The sequence below is a fragment of the Acinetobacter towneri genome (assembly GCF_001758345.1).
Lineage (GTDB): Bacteria > Pseudomonadota > Gammaproteobacteria > Pseudomonadales > Moraxellaceae > Acinetobacter > Acinetobacter towneri_A.
Map to the genome: position 1 here is coordinate 1 of NZ_MKQS01000004.1, position 23,039 is coordinate 23,039.

Below are 23,039 nucleotides of genomic sequence, written 5' to 3' on the forward strand. Positions count from 1 at the left end.
GACCGCCTTGTAATCTTTCCATGATACGTATTTCAAGCTGTTACGCAGCATATGGATAATGCACAGCTGGATATGGGTTTGCGGGTATACGCTGTTAATGGCATCAGGAAAGCCTTTTAGTCCATCCACACAGGCGATCAGAATATCCTGCAACCCTCGGTTTTTAAGCTCAGTCAGGACATTCAGCCAGAACTTTGCACCTTCATTCTCAGCCATCCACATGCCGAGCAGTTCTTTCTGTCCATCAAGATTAATGCCTAAGGCAAGGAATACAGCCTTGTTGATAACACTGCCATTATGACGGACTTTAACTACAATACAGTCCATATAGACGATGGGATAGAGTGCATCCAGCGGACGGTTTTGCCATTCAGCGACTTGCTCCTTAACAGCATCAGTCACCTTGGAAATAAGCGTTGGCGATACATCAGCATCGTACATTTCTTTGAAAGTAGCCACGATTTCACGGGTAGTCATGCCTGTTAGCGGCAGTGTAAAAATGACCCCCTAATGGCATTTAAAAACTGACCCCCTTGGTTAATATAGCGGTCATTTTGGACTGCTCAACATGTTAACTTTGGAGCAAGCAGTGACAATCCAAATACTTCATCAACAAGGTAAATCTATTAAAGCCATTAGTCGTGAACTGGGGGTGTCCAGAAATACCGTACGTAAATATTTACGGCAAAACACCACACCTCAGTATCAGCGTATACAGCCTAGAATAAGTATCCTTGACCCATATAAACCCTATTTACTCCAACGTGTAAACGCAGCTCATCCTGAATGGATTCCTGCTGTTGTGCTCTACCAGGAAATTTTAAGGTTGGGATATCCAGGAAAGATCAGGATCTTGAGGGAATATCTTGCAACATTAAAACCAGTTGCTCAACCGGAACCGATCATTCGTTTTGAAACCCAACCTGGCCAACAAATGCAGGTGGATTTCACCACAATTCGACGCAACAACACGCCTTTAAAAGCCTTTGTCGCAACATTAGGGTATTCCAGAGCGACTTTCGTGAAATTTTATGATCATGAACGTACGGATGCATGGATCGATGGTCTGGAAAATGCATTTCAGTTCTTTGCAGGAGTACCTCAAGAAATCCTGTTTGATAACGCTAAAACGATCATGATTGAACGGGATGCCTATCAGGAGGGGCAGCATAAATGGAACCCCAAACTGCTCGACTGCGCCAAGAAATACAGCTTTCGTCCTCGCGTATGTAAGCCCTACCGTGCACAGACCAAAGGCAAAGTTGAACGCTTTAATGGATACCTCAAATCAAGCTTTATTGTGCCATTGAAAGCAAGCCTGAAGACTTCGGGTTTACTGTTAGATGTTGATGTCGCCAATGCCCACATTGGCCGGTGGCTGCATGAAACCGCCAATCAGCGGATTCATGCCACCACGCAAGAAAAACCGGCTGTTCGACTGCAACAGGAGCAGCAAAAATTTACGCCATTACCGCAATCAGATACAGGTTCCAGCACTGTACCTGTTGCAGCAGCACAGCATGTCATGCCCTACGAGAGTTTGCAGCATCCCTTATCTGTATATGACCAGTTGCTGGGAGTTTCCTGATGAATCTGCAATACGACCGTATAGAGCAGCTTTGCCAAAAGCTCAATCTGCCTGCCATCGCATCACAATGGTCACATCATGCACAACAAACATTAGGTCAGGATGGAAGTTATGCCGACTTTGTTGAAGCGATCTTGACGCATGAATATGCTGCCAGGCAACAGCGCAGCCAGCAGGTACTGATGAAACTCTCAGGCCTGCCTCAAGTCAAAACCCTGGAAGACTATGATTTTAATTATGCCCTAGGGGCCCCTAAATCACAGGTGATTGAACTGTTCAATCTGAGCTTTATTGCTAGAGCAGAAAATGTGGTGTTTCTCGGGGCTAGCGGAGTAGGAAAAACGCATTTATCTATGGCATTAGGCTATAAGGCCATCATGAACAATGTCAAAACCAAGTTTATTACCGCCGCCGATCTCATGCTGCAACTAAGTACAGCCTACCAGCAAGGTAAATTGAAAACCTATATGCAACGTGCGGTACTGGGACCAAAGTTACTGATTATCGATGAAATTGGTTATTTACCGTTTGGACGTGAAGAAGCGAATCTGTTCTTTAACGTGATTGCCAAGCGTTATGAAAAAGGCAGTACGATATTGACGAGTAACTTACCCTTTAGCCAATGGTCTAAGTCGTTTGCGGATGATGTTACGTTGACCGCTGCGATGTTAGATCGGCTATTACATCACTGTCATGTGGTACAGATATCGGGTGAGAGTTATCGTTTGAAGGATAAAAAAAGAATAGGGATTCAGCCTCAGGTTGAAATTTAATACGAGATCAAAGGGGTCAATTTTACTTTGCCATTTGTAAGGTGAAAGGGGTCAATTTTAGAATGCCGTTGACAGCGGTTCTGCAAGACGTTCGAGATCATCGTATTACCCAAGTCCGTGCTGCTGAAATCCTGAATCTTTCCACCCGTCAAATTACCCGGTTATCCGCATTGAAAGATTGAAAGGATCAAACGATGAAATTACGCAGCCTGACCTTCCGCTCGTTTTTGACTGCGGACCTGATGATTGGCTTGGTGCCTGTCGTGAGTGCAGCCGACCCGGTGAATGAACGCATCGAGGGCTTAAAAGTGAAACAATGAAAAGTTATCATTCGATAAATCTCGTTTAGTCTCACTTTTGAGCCAATAACGAACAAAACCATCTCACTAAGTTATCCTTTAAGCCCTAATTTGGTTCCCACTAAAAACAAGTGGGGACTTAATCTATGTACAAGATCCTCAAGTGAGTACTAAAAGGTGCGATCAAATACCCTATCATTTTGAACTGGAAAGCTCTTCAGCCAACTGCTCAGCCTGTTCCAATACAGTTTCTGTTGCCAATAAAGCCATATCAGGTGGATAGCCATACTTCTTCAGTAATCGCTTTACAATCACTCGTAGTTTAGCTCTCGCAGCTTCCTTGATCGTCCAATCCAAAGTGACATTCTTACGAATGGAATCAGTGAGTACGACTGCAAGCTCTCTCAATATGTCTTTCTGCATCAATTCTCGAGCACTGTCATTGTCTGCTACTGCTGAGTAGAACGCATATTCGTATTCAGTCAGGTTGAGTTCTTCAGCCAGTTTGTCTGACTCCTGAATTGTCTTAGCTAACTTGATCAGTTCATCAATGACTTCTGCTGCAGTAAGCACCTTGTTCTGATAACCCTTAATTGCTGAACTCAACATATCCATAAGCTTCTTACCTTGGGTGACACTGCGCTGCTCTCGCATCTTGATCTCATCACCAAGAAGTTTCTTCAGTGTCTCAAGGGCAATGTTCTTGTGCTTGTAGCCTTTCATTTCCTGCATGAACTCATCAGAGAGAATGGAAATGTCAGGCTTCTGGATTCCTGCTGCATMAAAGATGTCTACCACCTGTTCAGTGACAAGTGCCTGGTCAATGGTTTGTTTGACCTTGGTTTCTAATTCAGCATTGCTTAGGCCTGAGATCTTGCCCGATCCATCACTAAACTTTGCAAGTCGTGCTTTGATTGCTTGAAAGAAAGCAACCAATGGTGCAACTTCCATCGCATGTGGGTGTGGTACAGCTAATGCGAATGCCTGTGACATCGCTGTGACTGCTGTCAGGAAGCGAGTCTTCCCTTCTCCTTGATCTACACCAAGGATATGCTCTTCCGCTTCTAAAATGATGTTGAGCTTACGAGAAGTATCTGCAGTGAAGTACTCTTGGTAGTTGAAGCCATGCAAAATGCCATCAAGCACTTCTAGCTTTTCTTGCAGGATCGTTGCAGCTTCATCCTGCACCAATGCAGGATCACCTTTACCACCTGCTTCTGAGTAAAACGATAAGGCTTCTTTCAAGTCAGATGCGATACCAAGATAGTCCACAACCAAGCCACCAGCCTTGTCTTTGTAGACACGGTTGACTCGTGCAATCGCTTGCATGAGGTTGTGACCTTTCATTGGTTTGTCGATGTAAAGGGTGTGCATACTTGGGGCATCGAAACCAGTCAGCCACATATCACGAACAATAACGAGTTTGAGCTTATCATCATTGTCTTTCATACGATCTGCTAAGCGTTGGCGCTGTTGCTTGGTAGTGTGATGTTTAGCAATCACCTCACCATCTGAAGCTGAGGCAGTCATCACAACTTTGATTACACCATCATTCAGATCATCACTGTGCCACTCTGGTTTGATCTTTACAATCTCGTTGTAAAGGTCTACAGCGATCCTGCGAGACATGCTGACGATCATGCCTTTGCCTTGGTTTGCATTGGCTTTAAGACGCTGCTCAAAGTGTTCTACGATGTCCTTTGCAATGGCTTTGATACGTTCTTTACTGCCGATCAAACCTTCGACTCTTGCCCACTTCGCACGTTCTTTTTGAGTTTGGTTTAAGTCATCTTCAGTAAACTGGTCATCAAAGTCTTCAATCAGCTCTTTGCCTTCCTCACTGATGGCAATCTTAGCTAGGCGGCTTTCATAGAAGATACGAACAGTTGCACCATCCTCCACTGCTTGCGAGATGTCATAGATATCTACATAGTTCCCGAAGACTGCAGGTGTGTTTACATCCGTCTTCTCAATTGGTGTTCCTGTGAAACCAAGGTAAGTAGCATTAGGAAGTGCATCACGCATGTACTTGGCAAAACCATAGACAGTACGTTTACCGACAACCTTGCCATCTTCATCTTTGACATCGACTTCCTTGGCATTAAAGCCATACTGAGAACGATGTGCTTCATCTGCAATCACGACAATGTTGGTTCGGTCTGACAGTTGCTCGTAGACGCTAGTGCCATCATCCGGTTGGAACTTTTGGATGGTGGTGAAGATCACGCCACCTGAACCCACCTTGAGTAACTCTTTGAGTTCTTCTCGGCTGTCTGCTTGTCGTGGTGTTTGTCTAAGGAGTTGGCTTGATGCAGCGAATGTACCAAAGAGCTGATCATCTAGATCATTACGATCTGTGATCACAACGACTGTTGGATTATCCAAAGCCAAGACAATCTTGCCTGTGTAGAAAACCATAGACAAAGACTTACCTGAGCCTTGGGTATGCCATACCACACCGGCTTTCTTGTCACCGACTGCTTGTTGCTGTACCAATTCGAGCTTACTTCTACCTTGATGTTGCATGGCAACTTCTGCTGATTTCGAGTCCGAGTTCACTGCAGACGCACGAATAGTCGAGAGGACTGCTGCATTCACTGCATAGTACTGATGATATGCAGCCATCTTCTTGATGGTCTTAATGGTGATTAAGCCATTGGTATCCTCGTGCTTCGTTGATTCATAGACAATGAAGTGTCGAATCATGTCGAGTAGTGTGACTGGATTCAGTAAACCATGAATCAGGACTTCTAGCTGTGCTTGTGTCTTCTTGGCTTTGGTTTGACCATTGTTTGTCTTCCACGCCATGTAGCGACTGTAGTCTGCTGAGACAGTACCTGCTTTCGCCTCTAAACCATCAGAGATGACGTTGAAAGCATTGTAGGTAAACAAGCTAGGGATTTGGCTTTGATAGGTCTGTATTTGCTTGTATGCGCCATCTACAGTAGCATTTTCATCAGTAGCGTTCTTGAGTTCAATGACTACCAATGGTAAGCCATTCACATACAGGATCAGGTCTGGTCGTCTTGTCCAACGATCTTCTTTGATGGTGACTTGGTTGATGACTAGAAACTCGTTATTGGTTGGGTTGTCGAAGTCGATCAGCCAAGCATATTCACCTTGAGTGTTGCCATCTTTACTGACTTCAATGTTTACCCCTTCGGTCAACAAGCGATGAAATGCTTGGTTGTTACTGAGCATATCAGGGGAGTGCAGATTGGTGACTTGCTTCAGTGCTTCAAGGCATTTGTCTTCGCTCAAATGAGGATTTAGACGTTGTAATGCTTCAAGCACTTTGGCTTCTAAGATGACCTGCTTATAGCTTCGCAGAGGATTGCTTCCCTTGGATTCAATCTCAGGACCATACACATAGGTATAGCCCATTCCCTCCAGTTGCTCTATCGCCATCAGCTCAATGTCTGATTCGGTCATCTTAGTCACTTGATTATTTCCCCCTAAACTTATCCATATAACCTGGACTCATTAATTTTTTATATGATGTAAAGCTAAGAAACCTTATTCATCGTCCTGCACGTTATAGCCATACTTCTGCACAGCATTCTCAATAGCGCCCTCAAACTTATGGCAAACATATAGATAGAGTTCAGCATCTACCATCAGTACTCCAGGAACACCTAAACCATCATTGAGTGGAATCAGAGTCTTTTGTGAACCAATCTGAACTGTTGGTCGTTGGTATGAGCAATTCACAGTGACTTTATGTGGCGATCTATTCCAGTCAATTTTCTTGGCTTCCCACTCACGACTACCGCCCAGCAAGGTGACTTGAATCTTGGACTCAGTCGCTGTCTTATTCAGTTGTTTGTAAGAGACAAACTTGGCGACTGAACAAGGAGAGTGATAACAGGTTTCTATGACTTTACCTTTTTGTATGCCGCTATGATTGAATTTAGCCGGTGCTGCTTGAACGGTTGCAGCAAAGCTAACTACAGCAATCAAGCCAAATCCCATTTGAATCATGCGCTTTATCATTCTGTTTTTCCTCTTTGTTCTCTTTTACTTAATCCATTGGAACTACAATCTTGTTCACTTTCCAACTCAAACCATCACGAACCATTTTGACAGTGACGGCTTTGGAATCATTTGGATCTTGGATCACAACCTCAAAGTCACTGTATGAGGTATAGCGAGTTTTGTACTCTGCTTGATCTTCTTCTTTGGTTTCAGTTGCTGAAGTTCCCTGTGATGACTGTGCTGCATCCTTTAGGTCTTTGCCTTGCAACATCAAGGTCATCCCTTCAGGTGTGACAAAACCATCAATCATCTTGTCTACCATGGTAGATGCAAGCATGGCACCTAGTGCTGCGAAACCATCATCTTTATGGTTTGCCATCTCTTTCATCATCATGGCGTTCATTTGGTCTTTGAAGCTCTGACGCACACTTGGATAGTCGATGTACTTGGACACCTTTTCACTGTCACCCGCTTGTGCAGCATTCTTGATGTTATTGATGACAATGTATGGCGAAGCATACAAGTAGCCACAGATCACTACGACTAAGGCAATGATTGCCCCTATAATTTTTTTATTCAATTCAGCCCCCTGAATGTAAAAAAGGTGAAGCCATCAAATGACTTCACCTTAAATGTTATGCGACTTCTTCTGTTTGGTATTGGACTCTGACTTCGCCGCTCATCAGCTTAGGAAGCAAGGTGTCTCGTAGTTGTTCAAGTGTTTGGATTTGCTTTTGATTGGCAAAAATCTTTGCAAACTGTTGTCCAACTATTCGGTCAAACTCTTGCATTATCTCTAAAGGAGGTTGAGCAAAGTTAAAGGAACCAATGGTTGTTGGTGATGTATGCTTGACTGAAGTTCCAGTACAAGACCCTACAATAAACTGCTGATAAACGTCCTGTTTCATTAGCATGTAAAAGAAGAACTTACTTGCGTTAGTAGCATGAAATAGCACCTTACCTACACGTTGATTATGCAGGTACATAACTTCTTTAGGATCATGTAAAGGGATGAATGCAGGATACCCTAATGTATCGCCCTCTTTACTTAAGTCAGTCATTGTTACGACAAAATCAAGTTCATCAAAAATGTAATCCTCAGGAATTACATCACTAGAATAGTACTTAAATTTTGCTGACTTAAATCCACCACCGATCTCAAAATTACCTGGAGTCACAAGGCGATATTTAGTCTTTTCAGGTGTAATAGACTCACCTTTAAAAGCATAACCATGCTTAACCTTGAAGTAATCAGCTAAAGTAACTTCCTCCCAATCCTCTTTCGCTTCCTCAATAAACCATTGACGAAACAGTGTTTCAGCCATGGCTTCCAAGGTCTTGTTCTGACGATGCAGTAAGTCGATTTTGTCATCTAATGATGAGAGGACTGAGGCTATGGCTTTTTGTTCAGGTAGGGGTGGTAAGCTTAACTTGTATGACAGTATGGCTTCTTTGTCCCCACGAGGCATTTTAGCTCCTCTAGAGGTCAGTACTGTGTACTCAGTAAAATCTGGTTCACATAGCCTGTAATACAAATATTTAGGATCACATGTTTGCTTGGCTCTGAACACCAAGACATCAGCTGAGACAGTGCCACTAAACTCTGCAAACCACACTTTTTTGAAGTATGTTCTAATATTTGAAAAGAGAACATCATCTTGTAAGAATGCATTAACCATGCTTCCTGATGGTAATTTTTCAGCTTTAACTAATCCTCCAAAATTTGGAATCATATTTTCTGTTGAAACATAATTTTCCAAAGAGGCATTAACCATTGAAGTTTTTACACTTATGATATTACAAAGGTCACTAAGCTGTGATTCTACCCACTCACTCATACAACCACCTTTGCCAAGTTCTCAGTAATGGCTTGATTGAGCTTAGCTTCCTCAGCAAGCTGTGTCTCAAACTCAGTCTTTAATGCAGTGAAACGCTCTTTAAAGTCAAACTCATCTTCATCATCAGCTAAACCAACATAACGACCTGGGGTCAGTACATAATCAAGCTCAGCGACTTTCTCAAGAGGTACAGATGCACAGAAGCCTGCAACATCTTCATACTCACCACCTTTGTTACGCCAGTTGTGGTAAGTGTCTGTGATCAGCTTAATGTCTTCATCAGACAAAACTTTGGTTCTGCGGTTAATCAGATGACCTAGGTTACGCGCATCAATGAACAGAATCTGATTGCTACGATCTTGGTATTGGCTTGAGTTAGCACGGTCACGACGCATAAACCATAAAGCAGCAGGAATCTGTGTATTCAAGAACAGCTTGGCAGGTAGGTTCACAATACAGTCGATGACATTGGCTTCTGAAACCAAGGCTTTACGAATCTCACCTTCACCACTGGTCTTAGAGGTTAATGCACCTTTAGCAAGCACAACGCCTGCCTGACCTTTAGGACTCATGTGATACAAGAAGTGTTGCATCCATGCGAAGTTCGCATTGCCTGCAGGTGGTGTACCTAGAGACCAACGAGCATCACCCACTAACTGCTCACCGCTCCAATCAGAGACGTTGAATGGTGGATTAGCAATGATGTAATCCGCTTTCAGGTCTTTGTGTGCATCATTCAGGAATGAACCCTCAGAGTTCCATTTCACATGCTCTGAGTTAATGCCACGAATGGCTAAGTTCATCTTAGCGAGTCGCCAAGTCGTTTGGTTACTCTCTTGTCCATAGATGGAGATGTCATCCACTAAGCCCTGATGAGACTCTACAAACTTCTCAGACTGAACAAACATACCCCCTGAACCACAGCAAGGATCGAATACACGTCCTTTGTATGGTTCAAGCATATTGACCAACAGACTGACAATGGATTTAGGCGTGTAGAACTGTCCACCTTGTTTACCTTCAGCTAAAGCGAACTCACCAAGGAAGTACTCAAATACATGGCCTAGAACGTCAGCAGAGCGAGATTTCGCATCACCTAGTGCAATGTTACCAATCAGGTCAATCAGCTCTCCTAAGCTCGTAGGATCGAGATTCTGACGTGCATAGACCTTAGGAAGTACACCCTTCAATTGAGGGTTGTCATTCTCAATAGCTTCCATTGCATCATCGACCAACTTGCCAATGTTAGGTTGTTTTGCTTGGTTTAACAGGAATGACCAACGTGCGTTCTCAGGAACAAAGAAGACGTTGTATGCAGTGTATTCATCACGGTCTTCTGGGTCAGCTCCGGCAAACTCTCCTTCACCTTCTACCAGTAAGTTGTAGTGAGCTTCGAATGTGTCGCTGATGTATTTGAGGAAGATCAAACCAAGGACTACATGCTTGTACTCAGCAGCATCAATGTTCTTACGAAGTTTGTCTGCAGCTTTCCAAAGAATGACCTCAATGGGTTCTTGTTTGGTTTGCTTTGGAGTACGTGCCATGGAATTGTCCTGCAATGAATAGGTTATCTAGTTTTAGTTAAACCAATAGTACCCAATAATACGCTCGTGTGTAAGTATTGATACGTCATTTCTTGTCGTACAATTTAAGTATTAAAAAAGTGTAGCAAGTTGCTACACTTTTCAGACTAATCACAAACCCCACTTTAGCGATCGTTAAAGTGGGGGTATTTTCTAAACTTCTATCGCTTATTCATAGTGATTTATTTTTAAGCGTATTGATGGCTAAAAAATACAATAAAAATTAACTTCGATAAGTGCAAGGCGATTTTCTTCAAGTTTTGTGCTGTAACTGACAGTAAACATTGCTGCGTTACTTGCATAACAGAGACCCTGTAATTATTTTGCAACGGCAAAATTCGTTCAACAGTCTCCTTATCGGGACAATATAGATGCGCGACACGTTCATGAATGATATTTAGATCAATCGCTTTGTCTATTTTACGTATAAGATAATTTTTAGGAATAAACTCTTCTAGCGTAACCATATCAATTTCAGTTTGGGTGGTATAATTTTTCGCATGTGATAATTATAAAAAATTCTCACGTAAGTGTGAGAGTTTTATGAGCAAACTGAAAAGTGTAGCAAGTTGCTACACTTTTTCGCTTTTCTGAATAAGCTGTTTTAAAAAATCTTCTAGTTGTAAAAGACTAGCTTCATCAATTTCTGAAATTTTAAGAGAGATATTGAGCTGTTTTTGATTCAGTTTGATATTTCCAGCAACCTTACCATCATATTCGATTTTTCTTACCACTGATGTCGTGGTTACTTTTTCTGGATCTTGACTCAATAGTTTTTCAGCATAAGAAGTAACTTTGCTTTGCTCCAGTTTTTTTTCTTTTAATTTCTCCCAAGCACCGAGTAAAGCTGTTTCCGCCTCCGAAAGTTGCTCTATATGATCCGATAAAAATTTCTTGAACGCTGTTGCAGCAGTACGACCGACTAGACCTGGCTCCAAATCCAGGTCATTCAACATTGCTTTAGGCAGCTTTTCATACGATAGATATTTGTACATATCTTCGCGATTTAAACCCAATGAATTAGCTAAACGTTGCTTGTTCTTCTTCAACTTTTCATCAAGTGAGTTCAAACCAATAAAAATTTCATAATCTGTCAGATCTTGACGCTTTAAATTTTCAGCTAGGGTTAACAAAGATGCTTCTTCATCATTAGCATCAATGATAATGGCTTCAATCACCGACTTGCCGAGTAATTGATGCGCCCGTAAGCGTCGCTCGCCTGCAATCAGTTCATATTTCAGATTATCAAGTTTACGCACTGTAATGGGCTGCAAAAGGCCGATTTCATTAATAGAATCCGCCAGTTCTTTTAATTGAGAATCTTCAAATACTTTACGCGGTTGGTTGGGACTGCGACTGATATCCTCAATAGGAACATTACGTCTAAATTCTTTTAGCTCTTTAATATTGTCTTTCTGTGCTTGCTGATGTTTTTCTGTATTTTGTTTCAATTTTTGAGCTAAAAGCTCTTTAGTGCTTGCCATAATACTCTCAGGTTTAAACTTTCGCTACAATTTCATAAGCAAGGCTTTCAAAAGCCTTACGTACTTTTGAATTTTTTTCTACTTTCAAAAGTGGCTGTTGCAGAATCGCTGCTTGATTAACTTTAGTACTTTGAGGAATGGTAGTTTCTAAAATTTTGCCTACCTGTTTTAAAGCTTCATCCCGAATCAATTTACAAACATTCTGACGTTCATCATGTTTAATCAGTAAAGCGCCTAAAAGCTCTAAATTTGGATTAATACGTTTTATCTTTTCAAGATGGTTTAAAAGATCTGTTACCCCATACAGTCCATATTGTGATCCAGATTCGATAGGGATAATGACATGTGTTGATGATGCTAAGGCATTACTGGTTAATAGTTTAAGACTAGGTGGGCAATCAATTAATATGAAGTCGTAAAGATCTTTTAACAGTTCTAGCTTGATGCTTAATTCTTCTGAAGGACGAGGAGCTTCTTCTTTAAGCTGGTCTTCAGTTTTTCCTAAATTTAATGAGCCATAAATTAATGATACTTTTTCAAAATTTGTTTCTTCTTGTAATGCATCAGCTAATAATGAAATATCACCAACAAGTAATTCTGCTGAAGTAACAACAATTTCGCTTGGATGTTGGATCCCAATGTGTAAACTTGCGTTTGCTTGAGGATCTAAATCAATGACTAAAACTTTATTGCCAAGATTGGCAAGTTCAGAGGCTAGATGTACAACGGTCGTAGTTTTGCCACATCCACCTTTGTGGTTAGCAACCGTAATAATTTTTGCAGACATACGTGTCAGATGCTTCCGTATTTGAATGTTTAACAATATAAATAACTTTCACTCATCATACTATAGTTTTTAAATTTATAAATCTTATTTGTTTAGGTGTAAAACAACTTAAAAAACTAATTTTTAAATAAGCTAGCTTAATTAATAATTAGTATAATTATTTATTTAGCTAATTAATAATTAAGACTGTTTTTTTACTATATAAAACAAATGCTTATAAGTTTAAAAGTGGAGGGCTTGTCACCGTAAAGTGGAAGGTTTGTCACTCAAAGGTGGAAGGTCTGTCACTCAAAGGTGGAAGGTCTGTCACTCAAAGGTGGAGGGTCTGTCACCGTAAAGTGGAAGGTCTGTCACAAGAGTGGAAGGTTTGTCACTACTATTTTTAAAAAGGTTATATTTTTAAAAAAACCTTGCAAAAACAAATACTTAATTTGTTGATAAAGTTGGCTAAACAATCTTTAAGGGTGGAAGGTTTGTCACTATGTGTTAGCACCCTGTGGATAATTTTATTTTATTGGATATTTCCTGACGATTATCTATTCATTTATACCTTTCAAATCTAATGAAAGGTGGAAGCCTTGTCACATCTAGGTTTCTATCTGACATAGCATACCTAAATTTGGAAGAAATAAGTGAAAATAGGTATTTTGAACTGTTAGTTTAGGGCTAAAGGTGGAAGGTCTGTCATTATATGGTGGAAATAATATATTTTATTCCACTTTAATGACAATAAATCGTCAAAAATGCATATTTCTGATGACAAGCCTTCCACTCTTAGATTCTTGTGGTGAAAGTCTTGAAAGTTTTTCCACTTTTGTATATAAAAATAGAATTAAATATATAAATATCACGGTTATGACAGAATCAGAATCAGTGCAAGAAGAATTGAATCATATTCCTTACTGTATAGGCAATATTCGTCATAATGGCGTTGTTAGCACCAGTAACCGCTTAATTCGCCCAATTGAGTTATCAGCCAATGAATATAAGGCGCTCCTATATGCAATGGCTGTTGCAAATTATAGTGAGAAAAATAGGGTAAATGGTGAAATCACTGAACAAACCTATATTTATCTGTATAAGGATGATTTGGCAGATTTACTAGGATTGAATAAACGCAATTCGATTAATGTTGCAATAGACCGGATTTATAAAGAACTTTCATCTAGGGTGGCTCATTTTATTATTGAGGAACCTACTGATGATGGTAAGAGAAAGACTAAAAAAGTACATTCTGTCGTTCCTATTATCCGTGAGTTAAGATGGGAAGATGATTCTAAAAATGCCATTCAGATTCGTTTTACCAGTGAGGTGTTACCGTATTTCACGCAGTTGGCTGGGGGGAATTTCACCACCTATCAATTGAAACATCTGTTTGCCTTGGATTCTGTTGCTAGTATGAGTCTTTATACGTATTTCATTAAAAATGAATTCAAGTACGCAAGCCAAAAGAGTTATGAAGTCCCAATGCTTTTAGAAAACTTGAAAGCTCTGATTGATATTAATGAAACTAAATATGATCGCTGGGTAGATTTTAGACGCTATGTATTAGATAAAATAGTTGCAGAAATTAACGAAAATACAGATCTACAACTAGAGTATGAAACCATAAAAAAAGGGCGCCCAATTGTGGGTGTGAATTTTAAACTGCATCAGCGTATTACTGATAAAACACTAAATGAAACTGCTGTAATTGAAAAAATTTATCTTGATGTTCCATTTGAAGATAATGCATTAGTAAAAGAATTGGGGGCAAAATTCGATACGAATGTACGTTCCTGGTACATTTTTAATAATGATGAAAAGTATTCGCAGTTCAAGAAGTGGTTTAAAAAAATTGGTTGTCTCACTGACTCTCAAGCAAATATTGTTATTAATGACACTTTATTCCAAATGGATTTTGCTGAAGTTGGTATGAGCTTGAATGACTTTAAACGCAATATGAAGCATAAACTAAAAAATAATCCGGAATTTGTACAAAGTATTCGTGATAGACTGAATGATATTTTTGGTAAAGAGCTTGTCTAAGGAAATGTGTAGCAACTTGCTACACATTTTTTAATGTATCACTGAAGAATTCAAGTACTAAGCAAAATTGGATACAAAATATCTGTGGTGTATAGCTGAATGAAAAATATTAAAACGAATAGATTATTTTTTAGATTTTACATTTTGGTTGTTCCTCATATATTTTTGGAGAAAAAAGTTTTTCAGTGTTCAAAAAATGGTGTGGTTAAGGGGTAAAGATCAACTAAGTTTTAAGTATATAGTTGAATTTAGATAAAAAATTACTAAATACTTTTATAGCCTTTATATAAAGCGGCGGATCATGAATAATATTAAAATAGCCTAAGCTTATTAGCTTTGTTGTAAAAATTTACTCTGAGATACTTCTTGAGCTAGATATTTGATGCTGTTGCGTATAGCCACAAATGATAAGCTAAAGACCGTTTTAGCTAAAGATGATGACGATCAACTTGGCGATACCATTGATTTGTAAGTGTCCTCTAAACTCTATGCCAATCTTTTAATTTGGATCACTTTGTATGTCGGCAACTTTTGCAGTACACCATTTAAATAGGCATACAGATCTAGACCATTCAACTTTGCTGACTGGATCAATGTCATGATGTTAGCAACTCGCTGACCACTGCGCAGTGATCCAACATACAACCAGTTCTTACGACTTAAAGCCCAAGGGTGCATTTGGTTCTCCACCAAATCATTGTAAATAGATAGATTACCATCATCTGAATAGCGGCTTAAGGCTTGCCAGCGCTTTAGAGTGTAATTGATTGCCTTAGCGGTGGTAGAACTTGATGGCACCATCAGATGATGTTGGTTGAGCAATTCATATAGTTGTTGCATCACTGGTTGACTATGCCGTTGCCGGTATTCGCAGCGTTGTTGCGCTGTACCGTCGGTCTTGTGCCTTAACTCTGCTTCTATCGCATACAATTTCTGAATCAGCACCAGTGCCTGTTCAGCAATCTGACTTTTCCCAGTGATATGCAGTTCATGGAATTTACGACATGCATGTGCCATGCAACCTACTTCAATGATCTGACCTGATTTGAAATGTGCTTTATAACCACTGTAATCATCACAGACCAGATGTCCCTGCCAGCCATTCAGGAATTCTTCTGCATGCAGACCTGAACGGTTTCTTGAAAGTCATAGATCACCCCCTTGCTGCAGCACCACCTGTTTTAAGGCATTGACCAGAGGTTCAAGTGTCTACACCACAGCGACCAATCCAATCTGACAGGGTGGATCTAGATAGATCTACACCTGCGCGCAGAAAGATCTGTCGCTGACGATACAGCGGTAAGTGATCAGCATATTTGGATACCAGCACATGGCTAAGTAACTCAAGTGTCGCAATACATTTATCGATCACATAGGCAGGCATCGTTTGCTGAGTCAGGGTGTCACATTGATCACAAACCCATTTACCACGCACATGCTGTTCTTTATAGAACTGCGCTGGTCTGAAATTCAATTTTTCACTGATATCTTCGCCGATACGACGCAGTGTGCACCCACAGATGTATTGCGTTGATGCAGATTCATGCTCAATACGTACGGTTGCTAAATGATCTGGGAGTAGTCGACGTTTATGTTTATTTATCCAATGAGCCGTAAAACACCCTCATTTATGGAGGTGATATAAGGCTCGATTTTTAATTCTAATGAGGTGATTGTTGTTGCTCGATGTATTGTTTAATAATTTCTAATGGCGCACCACCGCAACTTGAAGCAAAGTAACTTGGCGACCATAAAGAATCACCCCAAAGTTTGTTTTTAATTTCAGGAAAGTCTTTTCTAAGGTGGCGACTAGATAGACCTTTTAAGCTATTCACTAAATTTGAAATAGCAACTTTTGGTGGGTAATTAATTAATAAATGAACATGATCATCCTCCCCATTAAATTCAATCAATACAGCATCAAAATCCAAGCCCGATATTGGCAATAGTCACCAACATAATATACATTAAATTGTATAAATTGCTGTGTATATAAGTACAATGAAATAAACAACTTACGTTTTCAAATATTTTTTATTGGAATTAATTTTTATTAAGATCGTTTAATTGTGGTCACATAAGTTTTTAAAAATTTACCAAATTATCACCAACATAATTTTGTGATGATTAATTAGGTAAACCGAATGGTAAAAAATCAGGTTGATGGAATTATATATGGCCAGCCTAGGCTTTTATCAGCATTAATTAACTGTATAACCCCCAAAAAAAATTAAAACAGACACTCACCATTAAAACTTAGGTGTAGCACGAGAGTTAAGCAGTATCCGTTACGATGATTTATTGAAGTCATTTTATTTCTAACTGCAATTGAGCAGGCCTACCAATGCAAGCCAGATGTAAACAAAATTTAAAAGCCGGTAGTGCTTTGCCTTGTTTTAAGGAATATAGCTGTAAGCGTGCATTATTTTCTTTTGTTGTTGGGTAACCTTCTAGTTTCTGATTTGCCTTGGCAAGTTTGAGTAGATTCGGCGTAATTTCTTTGTTTAAAAAATTAACCATATCTATTCCAAGTAAATGCCACATGTTGGCAGGAAACAGATCTTTGGCCGCATAGTAGAATTTTTCCAGATTCTGAATATTTTTCCGCGTTGAATGTAAACCTGTATGTGAAGCAGTTACGTGATTAATAAAGAATTCTAAGACATACCTAATATTTTCAGGTGACTTTTGATAGCAGGCTTGTAGATAGTTAAAAAAATGTGTGACCAATAAAAGGTCCTCATTAGTATCAATCATTGACGGTTTGATGTATTGCAGTTCGGTTATATGAAAAAGTCTTGGATTGTTTTTTCTAGATTTAAGTTGTTTGAGTTGGATTGCATTGTCATACCAATACTTGATGAGCTCATGAGATAGGCAAAGTTCTTGTGCTACGCGCTCCGTATCATATTTGTATAACTCTAATAAGCAGAGTGCCTTATAAAATAGATCAAGATCGATTTTAGATTCTGGAGTCGCGACAAAATAGTCAAAAATACAATGTTCTTGCGTTTGATTTACCTCTAATTCTGCATGTAGTGTGTGAGCATTGCTCGCTATCCATTTTTCTTGATTGTTTAGAAGGAGTTTACAGAGCGTTGTAGCATGCATTTCAAAATTGAATTCAGACTGATCATTGAGCGATTTTAGAAAATGTAACTCTTGTGTTGAATTGCTTATCCCCAGCATTTTCTTAACCAAACCATTGCTTAGTAATGGGCGATATTTGGAAAATTGATAACCTGCAATAAAGTAAGCTACATGAATATAACTTTTAAAGGTCTCGATGGGTTCGAGATGCCCCAAAAGATGTGCGATGATAATCCAATGATTTTGATCAATTGAATTACGTAATAACTCAGCCCTGAGCTGATTATATTCAACTTCCGTATAGTCTGTGAGGCTATCAGACAAAAAATGATAATCACATTTAAAAATTAATGCTAAATGATTTGCTGCAGAATGTCTAAATGAATGAAATGTATAGTGATGTTGCTTGAATAACTGATCCATAAAATTTTTAAAGGGTGCAGTCAGCATGTGCTGGCTGAGTTTCTTATTCTCATTGAACTGACTGAATAAATAATCATTCGGTTTTTTTGTTAACCGCTGTTTGACAACATATTGATGAAATTGTTGATACTCAGATGCTTTGAGTAAGCAATACACGGGCACGCTACGTTGCGCGCTGTCAGTCTTTAATCTGTGTTCATTGCCTATTTTTTCTGACCCATATGGCTTGACCAATAATGATATTCTGTTTAATCCTTCAGTATCTTTGATACGTAAACCAATCATTTCATTAATTCGCATCCCAGTTCTGTAAGCAAGCGTATAAATAAGACTAAGATTTTCATAGTCATGTTGAGAGATGATATTTTGTAGATGTGCTTGTTGAAGTTTTTTGATTAACAGTTGAAATGTGACTGGGCTGATAATACGTGTGCGTGGTCTGGTTTGTTGATCCAGCGTCTCTAAAGTGAATGCTGGGGCATCGAATAGTTGTTCTTGAAATTGATGAAAACGTTTGAGTGTTTTTACAATTTGAGCAGCCGATTTTTTAACAGTATCTTCGAGCAGACTTTCAGCAATACAGTTATTTTGATAAATCTGTGCATATATTTTTTGCAGGCGTGTTTCTTCATCGTCCTCAGAAAATTGATATTGTAAAGAATAGATTAGCCAAGGCTCACCAATTCGAGTGTAGTATGTGTAAATTGAGCTTTTGGCTAACTGGCTATTGTTGGAAATGATTTTAGCAAAAATTGTAGCGCAAAAATCAAATCTCTGAGCTAGCAGATCTATATCTTCTTGAGGTGGTTTAAAGAGACTAATTAACCACAGGGTGATTCGTTTACTGTATTCATTAAAGAGTTTTGCATTCTCCATACAATAATCGATCATGAGTTGATAGATTGGGGCATCTGTTTGGCGAAGACGAATAATTTTTAATAAGTCTTTATGAATTTTTAGTACATCTTTTAGTGCATCTTGCTCATGATGCAAATAAACAGTTTGTGGAGGTAAATTCTTAGACTGATGAATGACTTCAGTAGTGAGCTCATGCTTATATTTAAATTTTGGTTGCACAAAACGCTCAAACTCTTGTTCGGGTAAACCACAACTGAGTAAATTCCCGATGAGGCATTCAGAGAGCGCCGGATCTATATCTACGTTGGGAAGCTGTAACCAGTTGTAGCGAGCATGCTGAAGTAAATGCGATAAGCTATTTTTTTTAAMCTTTTTCTTTATTTTTCGAAAGATATACTCAAGATAGCCCTCTACGGGAAGATGAACATGTCGAATATCTCTCAGAGTAAAATGTATTAGCCACAGACGTGTGACGGGGTCTGGAATAAAATTTCTAGATTTTCGAACAGTATATTCATCAATAAAAATATCGCCATAATGATTAGAATGGGATTCTAAAAAAAGAATATTAAGGTCTTTATAATGGCGTACTTTTACTGGATTTCTGAGGTGTTCAAGCAAGGCATTAAGTTCAGCTTTTTCATTTAAGCCACCAAATAGAATGGCAGACAATATAATATTGCCCACGATTTCCTCATTTGAGAATGAGTCACAGCTTTCAGCCAATTCCCAATAATTATAAAGCTGTTGTACGAGGTCATTTATTTCATGACCATCGGCATTCCAGCTCATGGTCACGATAGGCTTATCTCTTTTAATATCTAAAACAGCATGAGGCAGCTCTAAATCCAAGCGATGCTGAGCATTTAACTCTTTGATGTAATCTTCAAAAAAATCATATGCAAACTTGATCCACTTTTTACTCGTAGAGTTTTTCTTGATGTGGCTATAAACCTCGCCGTAATCACCTAGCAAATGTGGATTCTGATCAAACTGCTGTTCTGAAAAATATTTGCGGAGTGAAGCATGAACTTCATTTTGAATTTTTTGTTCATTTAATTGTCGAGTAAGTTCTCGTTTCTTTTCGGCAAACAGTTGATCTGCTTTTTTAAGCGATGAGGACATTTAAATTCACTCCAATAATTTCAAAATATTCCTGCATTTCATTTAAATGTGTTGCGAGCGCGCGATATTGGTTCAGAGACAAACTAGAAAATGGATGTGCGGCTTCCTGTTGGAAGGCTTCATGTCCAAAAAGTGCAAGTATTAAAGGCTCGGGGATTTGTTTGTTGGTGAGAAAGGCACGTGTTGTATGGCGGTGCCAGTTGGGATGTGCTAACCCAACTTCAGGATGAAAGTCACGCACATTGGAAGGTGTAAGCGGAGTGAGTGTGCCATTTTGTAAAAGATTTAACAGAGGCTGTTCATTATTAAATATGGCATCAATTTGGGCTGAGATTTCGCGGTTAATCGCCATGTAATGTTGTTGGATATGTTCGAGGAAACGAAGATATTTCTTTAATTCACCGATGAGAAATGCACAAAGTGGAATCAAGCGTCCAAAGCCACGTCTACCACCGACCTCTTTGTCAGACAGCATAATTGTCTGTTGCTGAAAACTTATATTATTCAAAAAACCTGGAAAGTCCCGAACAGGTCGTGCAGCGGTAAACAAAAGTAGGATATGCCACATCCAAATGCTATAAGCATTAAAACTTTCTACCCAGTCGTTATCTGAAGTCGTATAAATTTTGGTGTAAAGATAGAAAAGGATGTCCTTTATGACATTTTTACTTGGTGCTTTTTGGCTACCAAAGCAGATGGACTGATCACTATAGACAATATCACCGTAGTCATTTTCAGCGAGCTGTGTACATAGTTCAGATAAAACTTTGACATAATTTTTTTGTAATTTATTTACATTGTAATGGCAGTAAGAGCTTGAAGAAGAGTGACTTGCATCTACACCAGTGATGATGTCAGCAAGTTGCCTATTGCCTGTTTTTTGCAAAATAACATGATGCAGTAATGAGCTAGTTTTTGATAAGTTCAGCTGAGGAATTTTGACTTCATCTTTTATTATTCTAATTTTTTTCTTTAGCTCATCTTCAGTGATGATTGGTTCTGCTTTGATACGATCAATAAAGTGATTTGGGATAGGGATATCTAAATGAACGGTGTTATTGATCAGTGACTCCGGATATTCAAACGTTGCATCTTCAAAAATGCTGAATTTGGTTGAGAGATAGTATTGGTCACTTTGCAATTTAATGACTTGGCGATGATTTAATCTTTTTACACGCCTTTTTTGAAAATTTAACCAGTCTTTAAAGCCAACGCCTGTGATTAAGCAAAGTAATACAACGAGCACGCTTTTATCATTATGTTTTTTATCATCATGATACAGGTATGTAATTAGGTCAGAAATAGTATAAACACTTGGGAGTAAACAACTTGCAGTGAGCAAATGATCTTGTCGTTGCATATGTTTTGGAATTAACGAAAGTGCCATACGTTGGGCATTTTTAGAATGTCTGGCAAGTGGTGTAATCTGATCTGCTTGAACAATAACAGAGGGGTCTTCTTGCTCGTCAAGGGCTTGCTCATTAGCTAAACCTCTATTACTTTTTTTAGTCTCAATGATTTCGTTAATAGTTCCATCGGTATCCCATGTACGATATTGCAGTTTACTATCTACACTTGATTTGGCAATTTTTGGACGGCTTTTTAGTACATAATTGAATGCAATACGTAATTCATCACAGAAATTTTTCTGAAAATCATTTAGTTCTTGATCTGCTTCAGGTTGAAGAGCAGACTCTACAAATTGCTCTAATGATAGAAATAAAGCAGGGAATTTAAGAGTTAAGAATGCTTGATAATCTAATGCGTGAGCATCTTTTTTTTTTGCAAAAAAAGACTTGTTTGCAACGCGGAAACGCTGAAATAAGCGCTTAATCGTATTGAGATGCTCTGTATGTTGTTTTTCAAATAAATCTGGTTTGATCTGAGGCAATGCTAATAAATATAGTGCTGCTTTAAGGACGAGCACATTCCAGGTGAGTAGTTCCGTGTGAGCATGATAAATGCTGGCAATACTGTTGATGTAATACGTGATTGGGGAATCACCAATTTTAGATTTTCTAGACGCTTGGAGAGTAGCGGGAATGCGAGGTGGTGAACTTGTAGAAATATCAGATTCAATCTCACTGAGAACAAGCCCCTTAAGATAATCTGAGCAGTCATGGTAAACCAATAGATCTGCGATAAAGTTAATATGTGCATGAAGACACAAATCCTCTGCATTAAAAAGCTTTTTTAATAAGTCTGATAATAAAATTTTGGGTTGAGGAAGGGGCTTAGTTTCACTTTCGTGCATATGAACAATTCCAAAAATCTGTTGGATTTGGTGAAAAATCATTTTGATTTAAATAATGATCGACGACTTTTGATTGCTTGCTGACTTCGTCAAGTAGATGCTGGCGACGTGCATGGATTTTTCTGTTTCTATTGTGGAGTTGTGTATGGCTAAAATTGAGTAACTTACCAAGCCCCTCAAGACTGAGCGTTTTATGTGCTTTGAATGAATGTAAGCGATTAAAGTCGAGTAAAACTTCAGTCGAAATATATCGGTTGATCGCTTGCTGAAGATGCTGCGGATTTAAATTGTGTATATCAAAAGTATTTGCTTGCAAAAAACTTAAGAATTCAAAGCTTGCATAGTGTTTGAGTTGTTGTTGTAAGTTGGCATCAGGTGGGAACGTATATACATGTAATTCCTGAGGTGAAGGCGGAAGCTTCATGTGATGCAGGTACAAATCAAAATTATCAGCGATCCAGAAATTGGATATTCCTGCTATAGACCAAACATTGAGTTTGTTTGATGCTAAACGAAAATGAGAAGTTAATCGTAGAGCTCGAAAGGCCATGTGATAGCAGTGATGAATGCCAGCAAAATCTGGATGAGTGTTTAATGCGAGTTTAGAAAGATCTCGCTTGAAGATAATTTTGGGGTTATCAAAATTAAATGAACATTCAGAAGTTACTTGTTTACGCGTTCCACGGCACATATTTAGATTATTAAAATATAACTATGATACATTTCTACTATTTAACTGTTTACTTTTCAAGTAATCTAACGGTATTTATTGTGTAAGTGTAGAAAAGTAGACACAATTTATAGTTTTGGTGTGCATAATTTAATTTGGTTCTATTTTTATTAGTAATATTTTTAAGCTATTACCGAGGTTGGGATTGATTGATTGTATGGCTGTGATTCCTGCTACAAAGTAGTAAAAGTTAGATCATAAAAA

Annotated in this window: 16 protein-coding genes and 2 pseudogenes; 4 read left to right on the forward strand and 14 right to left on the reverse strand. The window is 38.9% G+C overall.

Annotation, left to right across the window (positions count from 1 at the left end; translation table 11 throughout):
* Nucleotides 1-501, reverse strand: a 501-nt coding sequence (locus tag BJN41_RS02870) for an IS256 family transposase (protein ID WP_264754236.1), incomplete at its 3' end; no start/stop codon positions are given.
* 67 nt (nt 502-568) lie between these two features.
* Between BJN41_RS02870 and istA the strand changes: the two genes are divergently transcribed.
* The 3 genes from istA to BJN41_RS15945 all read left to right on the forward strand — a co-directional run bounded on the left by istA (nt 569) and on the right by BJN41_RS15945 (nt 2,681).
* Nucleotides 569-1,588, forward strand: coding sequence for an IS21-like element ISAba8 family transposase (istA, locus tag BJN41_RS02875; RefSeq protein WP_070153118.1), 1,020 nt, complete (start codon nt 569-571; stop codon nt 1,586-1,588).
* Nucleotides 1,588-2,361 carry an IS21-like element ISAba8 family helper ATPase IstB gene (istB, locus tag BJN41_RS02880; RefSeq protein ID WP_070153121.1) on the forward strand — a complete coding sequence of 258 codons (774 nt, stop codon included), beginning with the start codon at nt 1,588-1,590 and terminating at the stop codon, nt 2,359-2,361. The genes istA and istB overlap by 1 nt, the downstream gene beginning before the upstream one ends.
* A 194-nt stretch (nt 2,362-2,555) precedes the next feature.
* On the forward strand, nt 2,556-2,681 hold the full coding sequence (locus tag BJN41_RS15945) for a hypothetical protein (RefSeq protein ID WP_264754233.1): 126 nt from the start codon (nt 2,556-2,558) through the stop codon (nt 2,679-2,681).
* 174 nt (nt 2,682-2,855) lie between these two features.
* On the opposite strand, the gene BJN41_RS02885 is transcribed toward BJN41_RS15945, so the two are convergent.
* From BJN41_RS02885 to BJN41_RS02920, 8 genes are all read right to left on the reverse strand, one after another.
* A complete protein-coding gene (locus BJN41_RS02885; protein WP_081406275.1) occupies nt 2,856-6,092 on the reverse strand; it encodes a type I restriction endonuclease subunit R in 3,237 nt (1,078 codons plus the stop codon).
* A gap of 84 nt (nt 6,093-6,176) precedes the next feature.
* Nucleotides 6,177-6,653: a hypothetical protein gene (locus BJN41_RS15595; protein WP_070153126.1), complete on the reverse strand. Its 477-nt coding sequence runs from the start codon at nt 6,651-6,653 to the stop codon at nt 6,177-6,179.
* 28 nt (nt 6,654-6,681) lie between these two features.
* Nucleotides 6,682-7,215, reverse strand: coding sequence for a DUF2939 domain-containing protein (locus BJN41_RS15600; protein WP_070153129.1), 534 nt, complete (start codon nt 7,213-7,215; stop codon nt 6,682-6,684).
* Nucleotides 7,216-7,270: 55 nt separating this feature from the next.
* Complete coding sequence (locus tag BJN41_RS02900; protein ID WP_070153132.1) at nt 7,271-8,473, reverse strand: restriction endonuclease subunit S; 1,203 nt, start codon at nt 8,471-8,473, stop codon at nt 7,271-7,273.
* Entirely contained in the window at nt 8,470-10,017 is a 1,548-nt protein-coding gene (locus tag BJN41_RS02905; RefSeq protein WP_070153135.1) for a type I restriction-modification system subunit M, read from the reverse strand. The genes BJN41_RS02900 and BJN41_RS02905 overlap by 4 nt, the downstream gene beginning before the upstream one ends.
* A gap of 227 nt (nt 10,018-10,244) precedes the next feature.
* Nucleotides 10,245-10,523 (reverse strand): hypothetical protein, encoded by a 279-nt coding sequence (locus BJN41_RS02910; protein ID WP_070153138.1) that lies wholly within the window; start codon nt 10,521-10,523, stop codon nt 10,245-10,247.
* A gap of 105 nt (nt 10,524-10,628) precedes the next feature.
* Nucleotides 10,629-11,540: a ParB/RepB/Spo0J family partition protein gene (locus BJN41_RS02915; protein WP_070153141.1), complete on the reverse strand. Its 912-nt coding sequence runs from the start codon at nt 11,538-11,540 to the stop codon at nt 10,629-10,631.
* 13 nt (nt 11,541-11,553) lie between these two features.
* A complete protein-coding gene (locus BJN41_RS02920; RefSeq protein ID WP_070153144.1) occupies nt 11,554-12,327 on the reverse strand; it encodes a ParA family protein in 774 nt (257 codons plus the stop codon).
* Nucleotides 12,328-13,182: 855 nt separating this feature from the next.
* On the opposite strand from BJN41_RS02920, the gene BJN41_RS02925 reads away from it, so the two are divergent.
* Nucleotides 13,183-14,355: a replication initiation protein gene (locus tag BJN41_RS02925; RefSeq protein ID WP_070153147.1), complete on the forward strand. Its 1,173-nt coding sequence runs from the start codon at nt 13,183-13,185 to the stop codon at nt 14,353-14,355.
* A gap of 486 nt (nt 14,356-14,841) precedes the next feature.
* On the opposite strand, the pseudogene tnpC reads toward BJN41_RS02925, so the two are convergent.
* The 5 genes and pseudogenes from tnpC to BJN41_RS15275 all read right to left on the reverse strand — a co-directional run.
* A pseudogene (gene tnpC, locus BJN41_RS02930) lies at nt 14,842-15,955 on the reverse strand (IS66 family transposase); the annotation flags it as partial.
* Between the two features lie 61 nt (nt 15,956-16,016).
* Nucleotides 16,017-16,283: pseudogene (tnpA, locus tag BJN41_RS02935) on the reverse strand (IS200/IS605 family transposase); the annotation flags it as partial.
* 379 nt (nt 16,284-16,662) lie between these two features.
* The gene (locus BJN41_RS02940; protein WP_070153150.1) at nt 16,663-19,851 is read right to left on the reverse strand and encodes a tyrosine-type recombinase/integrase; all 3,189 of its coding nucleotides are present in this window, start codon (nt 19,849-19,851) and stop codon (nt 16,663-16,665) included.
* The gene (locus BJN41_RS02945) at nt 19,835-22,105 is read right to left on the reverse strand and encodes a hypothetical protein (RefSeq protein ID WP_070153152.1); all 2,271 of its coding nucleotides are present in this window, start codon (nt 22,103-22,105) and stop codon (nt 19,835-19,837) included. The genes BJN41_RS02940 and BJN41_RS02945 overlap by 17 nt, the downstream gene beginning before the upstream one ends.
* The gene (locus BJN41_RS15275) at nt 22,092-22,796 is read right to left on the reverse strand and encodes a hypothetical protein (RefSeq protein ID WP_094069346.1); all 705 of its coding nucleotides are present in this window, start codon (nt 22,794-22,796) and stop codon (nt 22,092-22,094) included. Before BJN41_RS15275 ends, BJN41_RS02945 begins: the two co-directional genes overlap by 14 nt.
* Between the last annotated feature and the right edge of the window lie 243 nt (nt 22,797-23,039).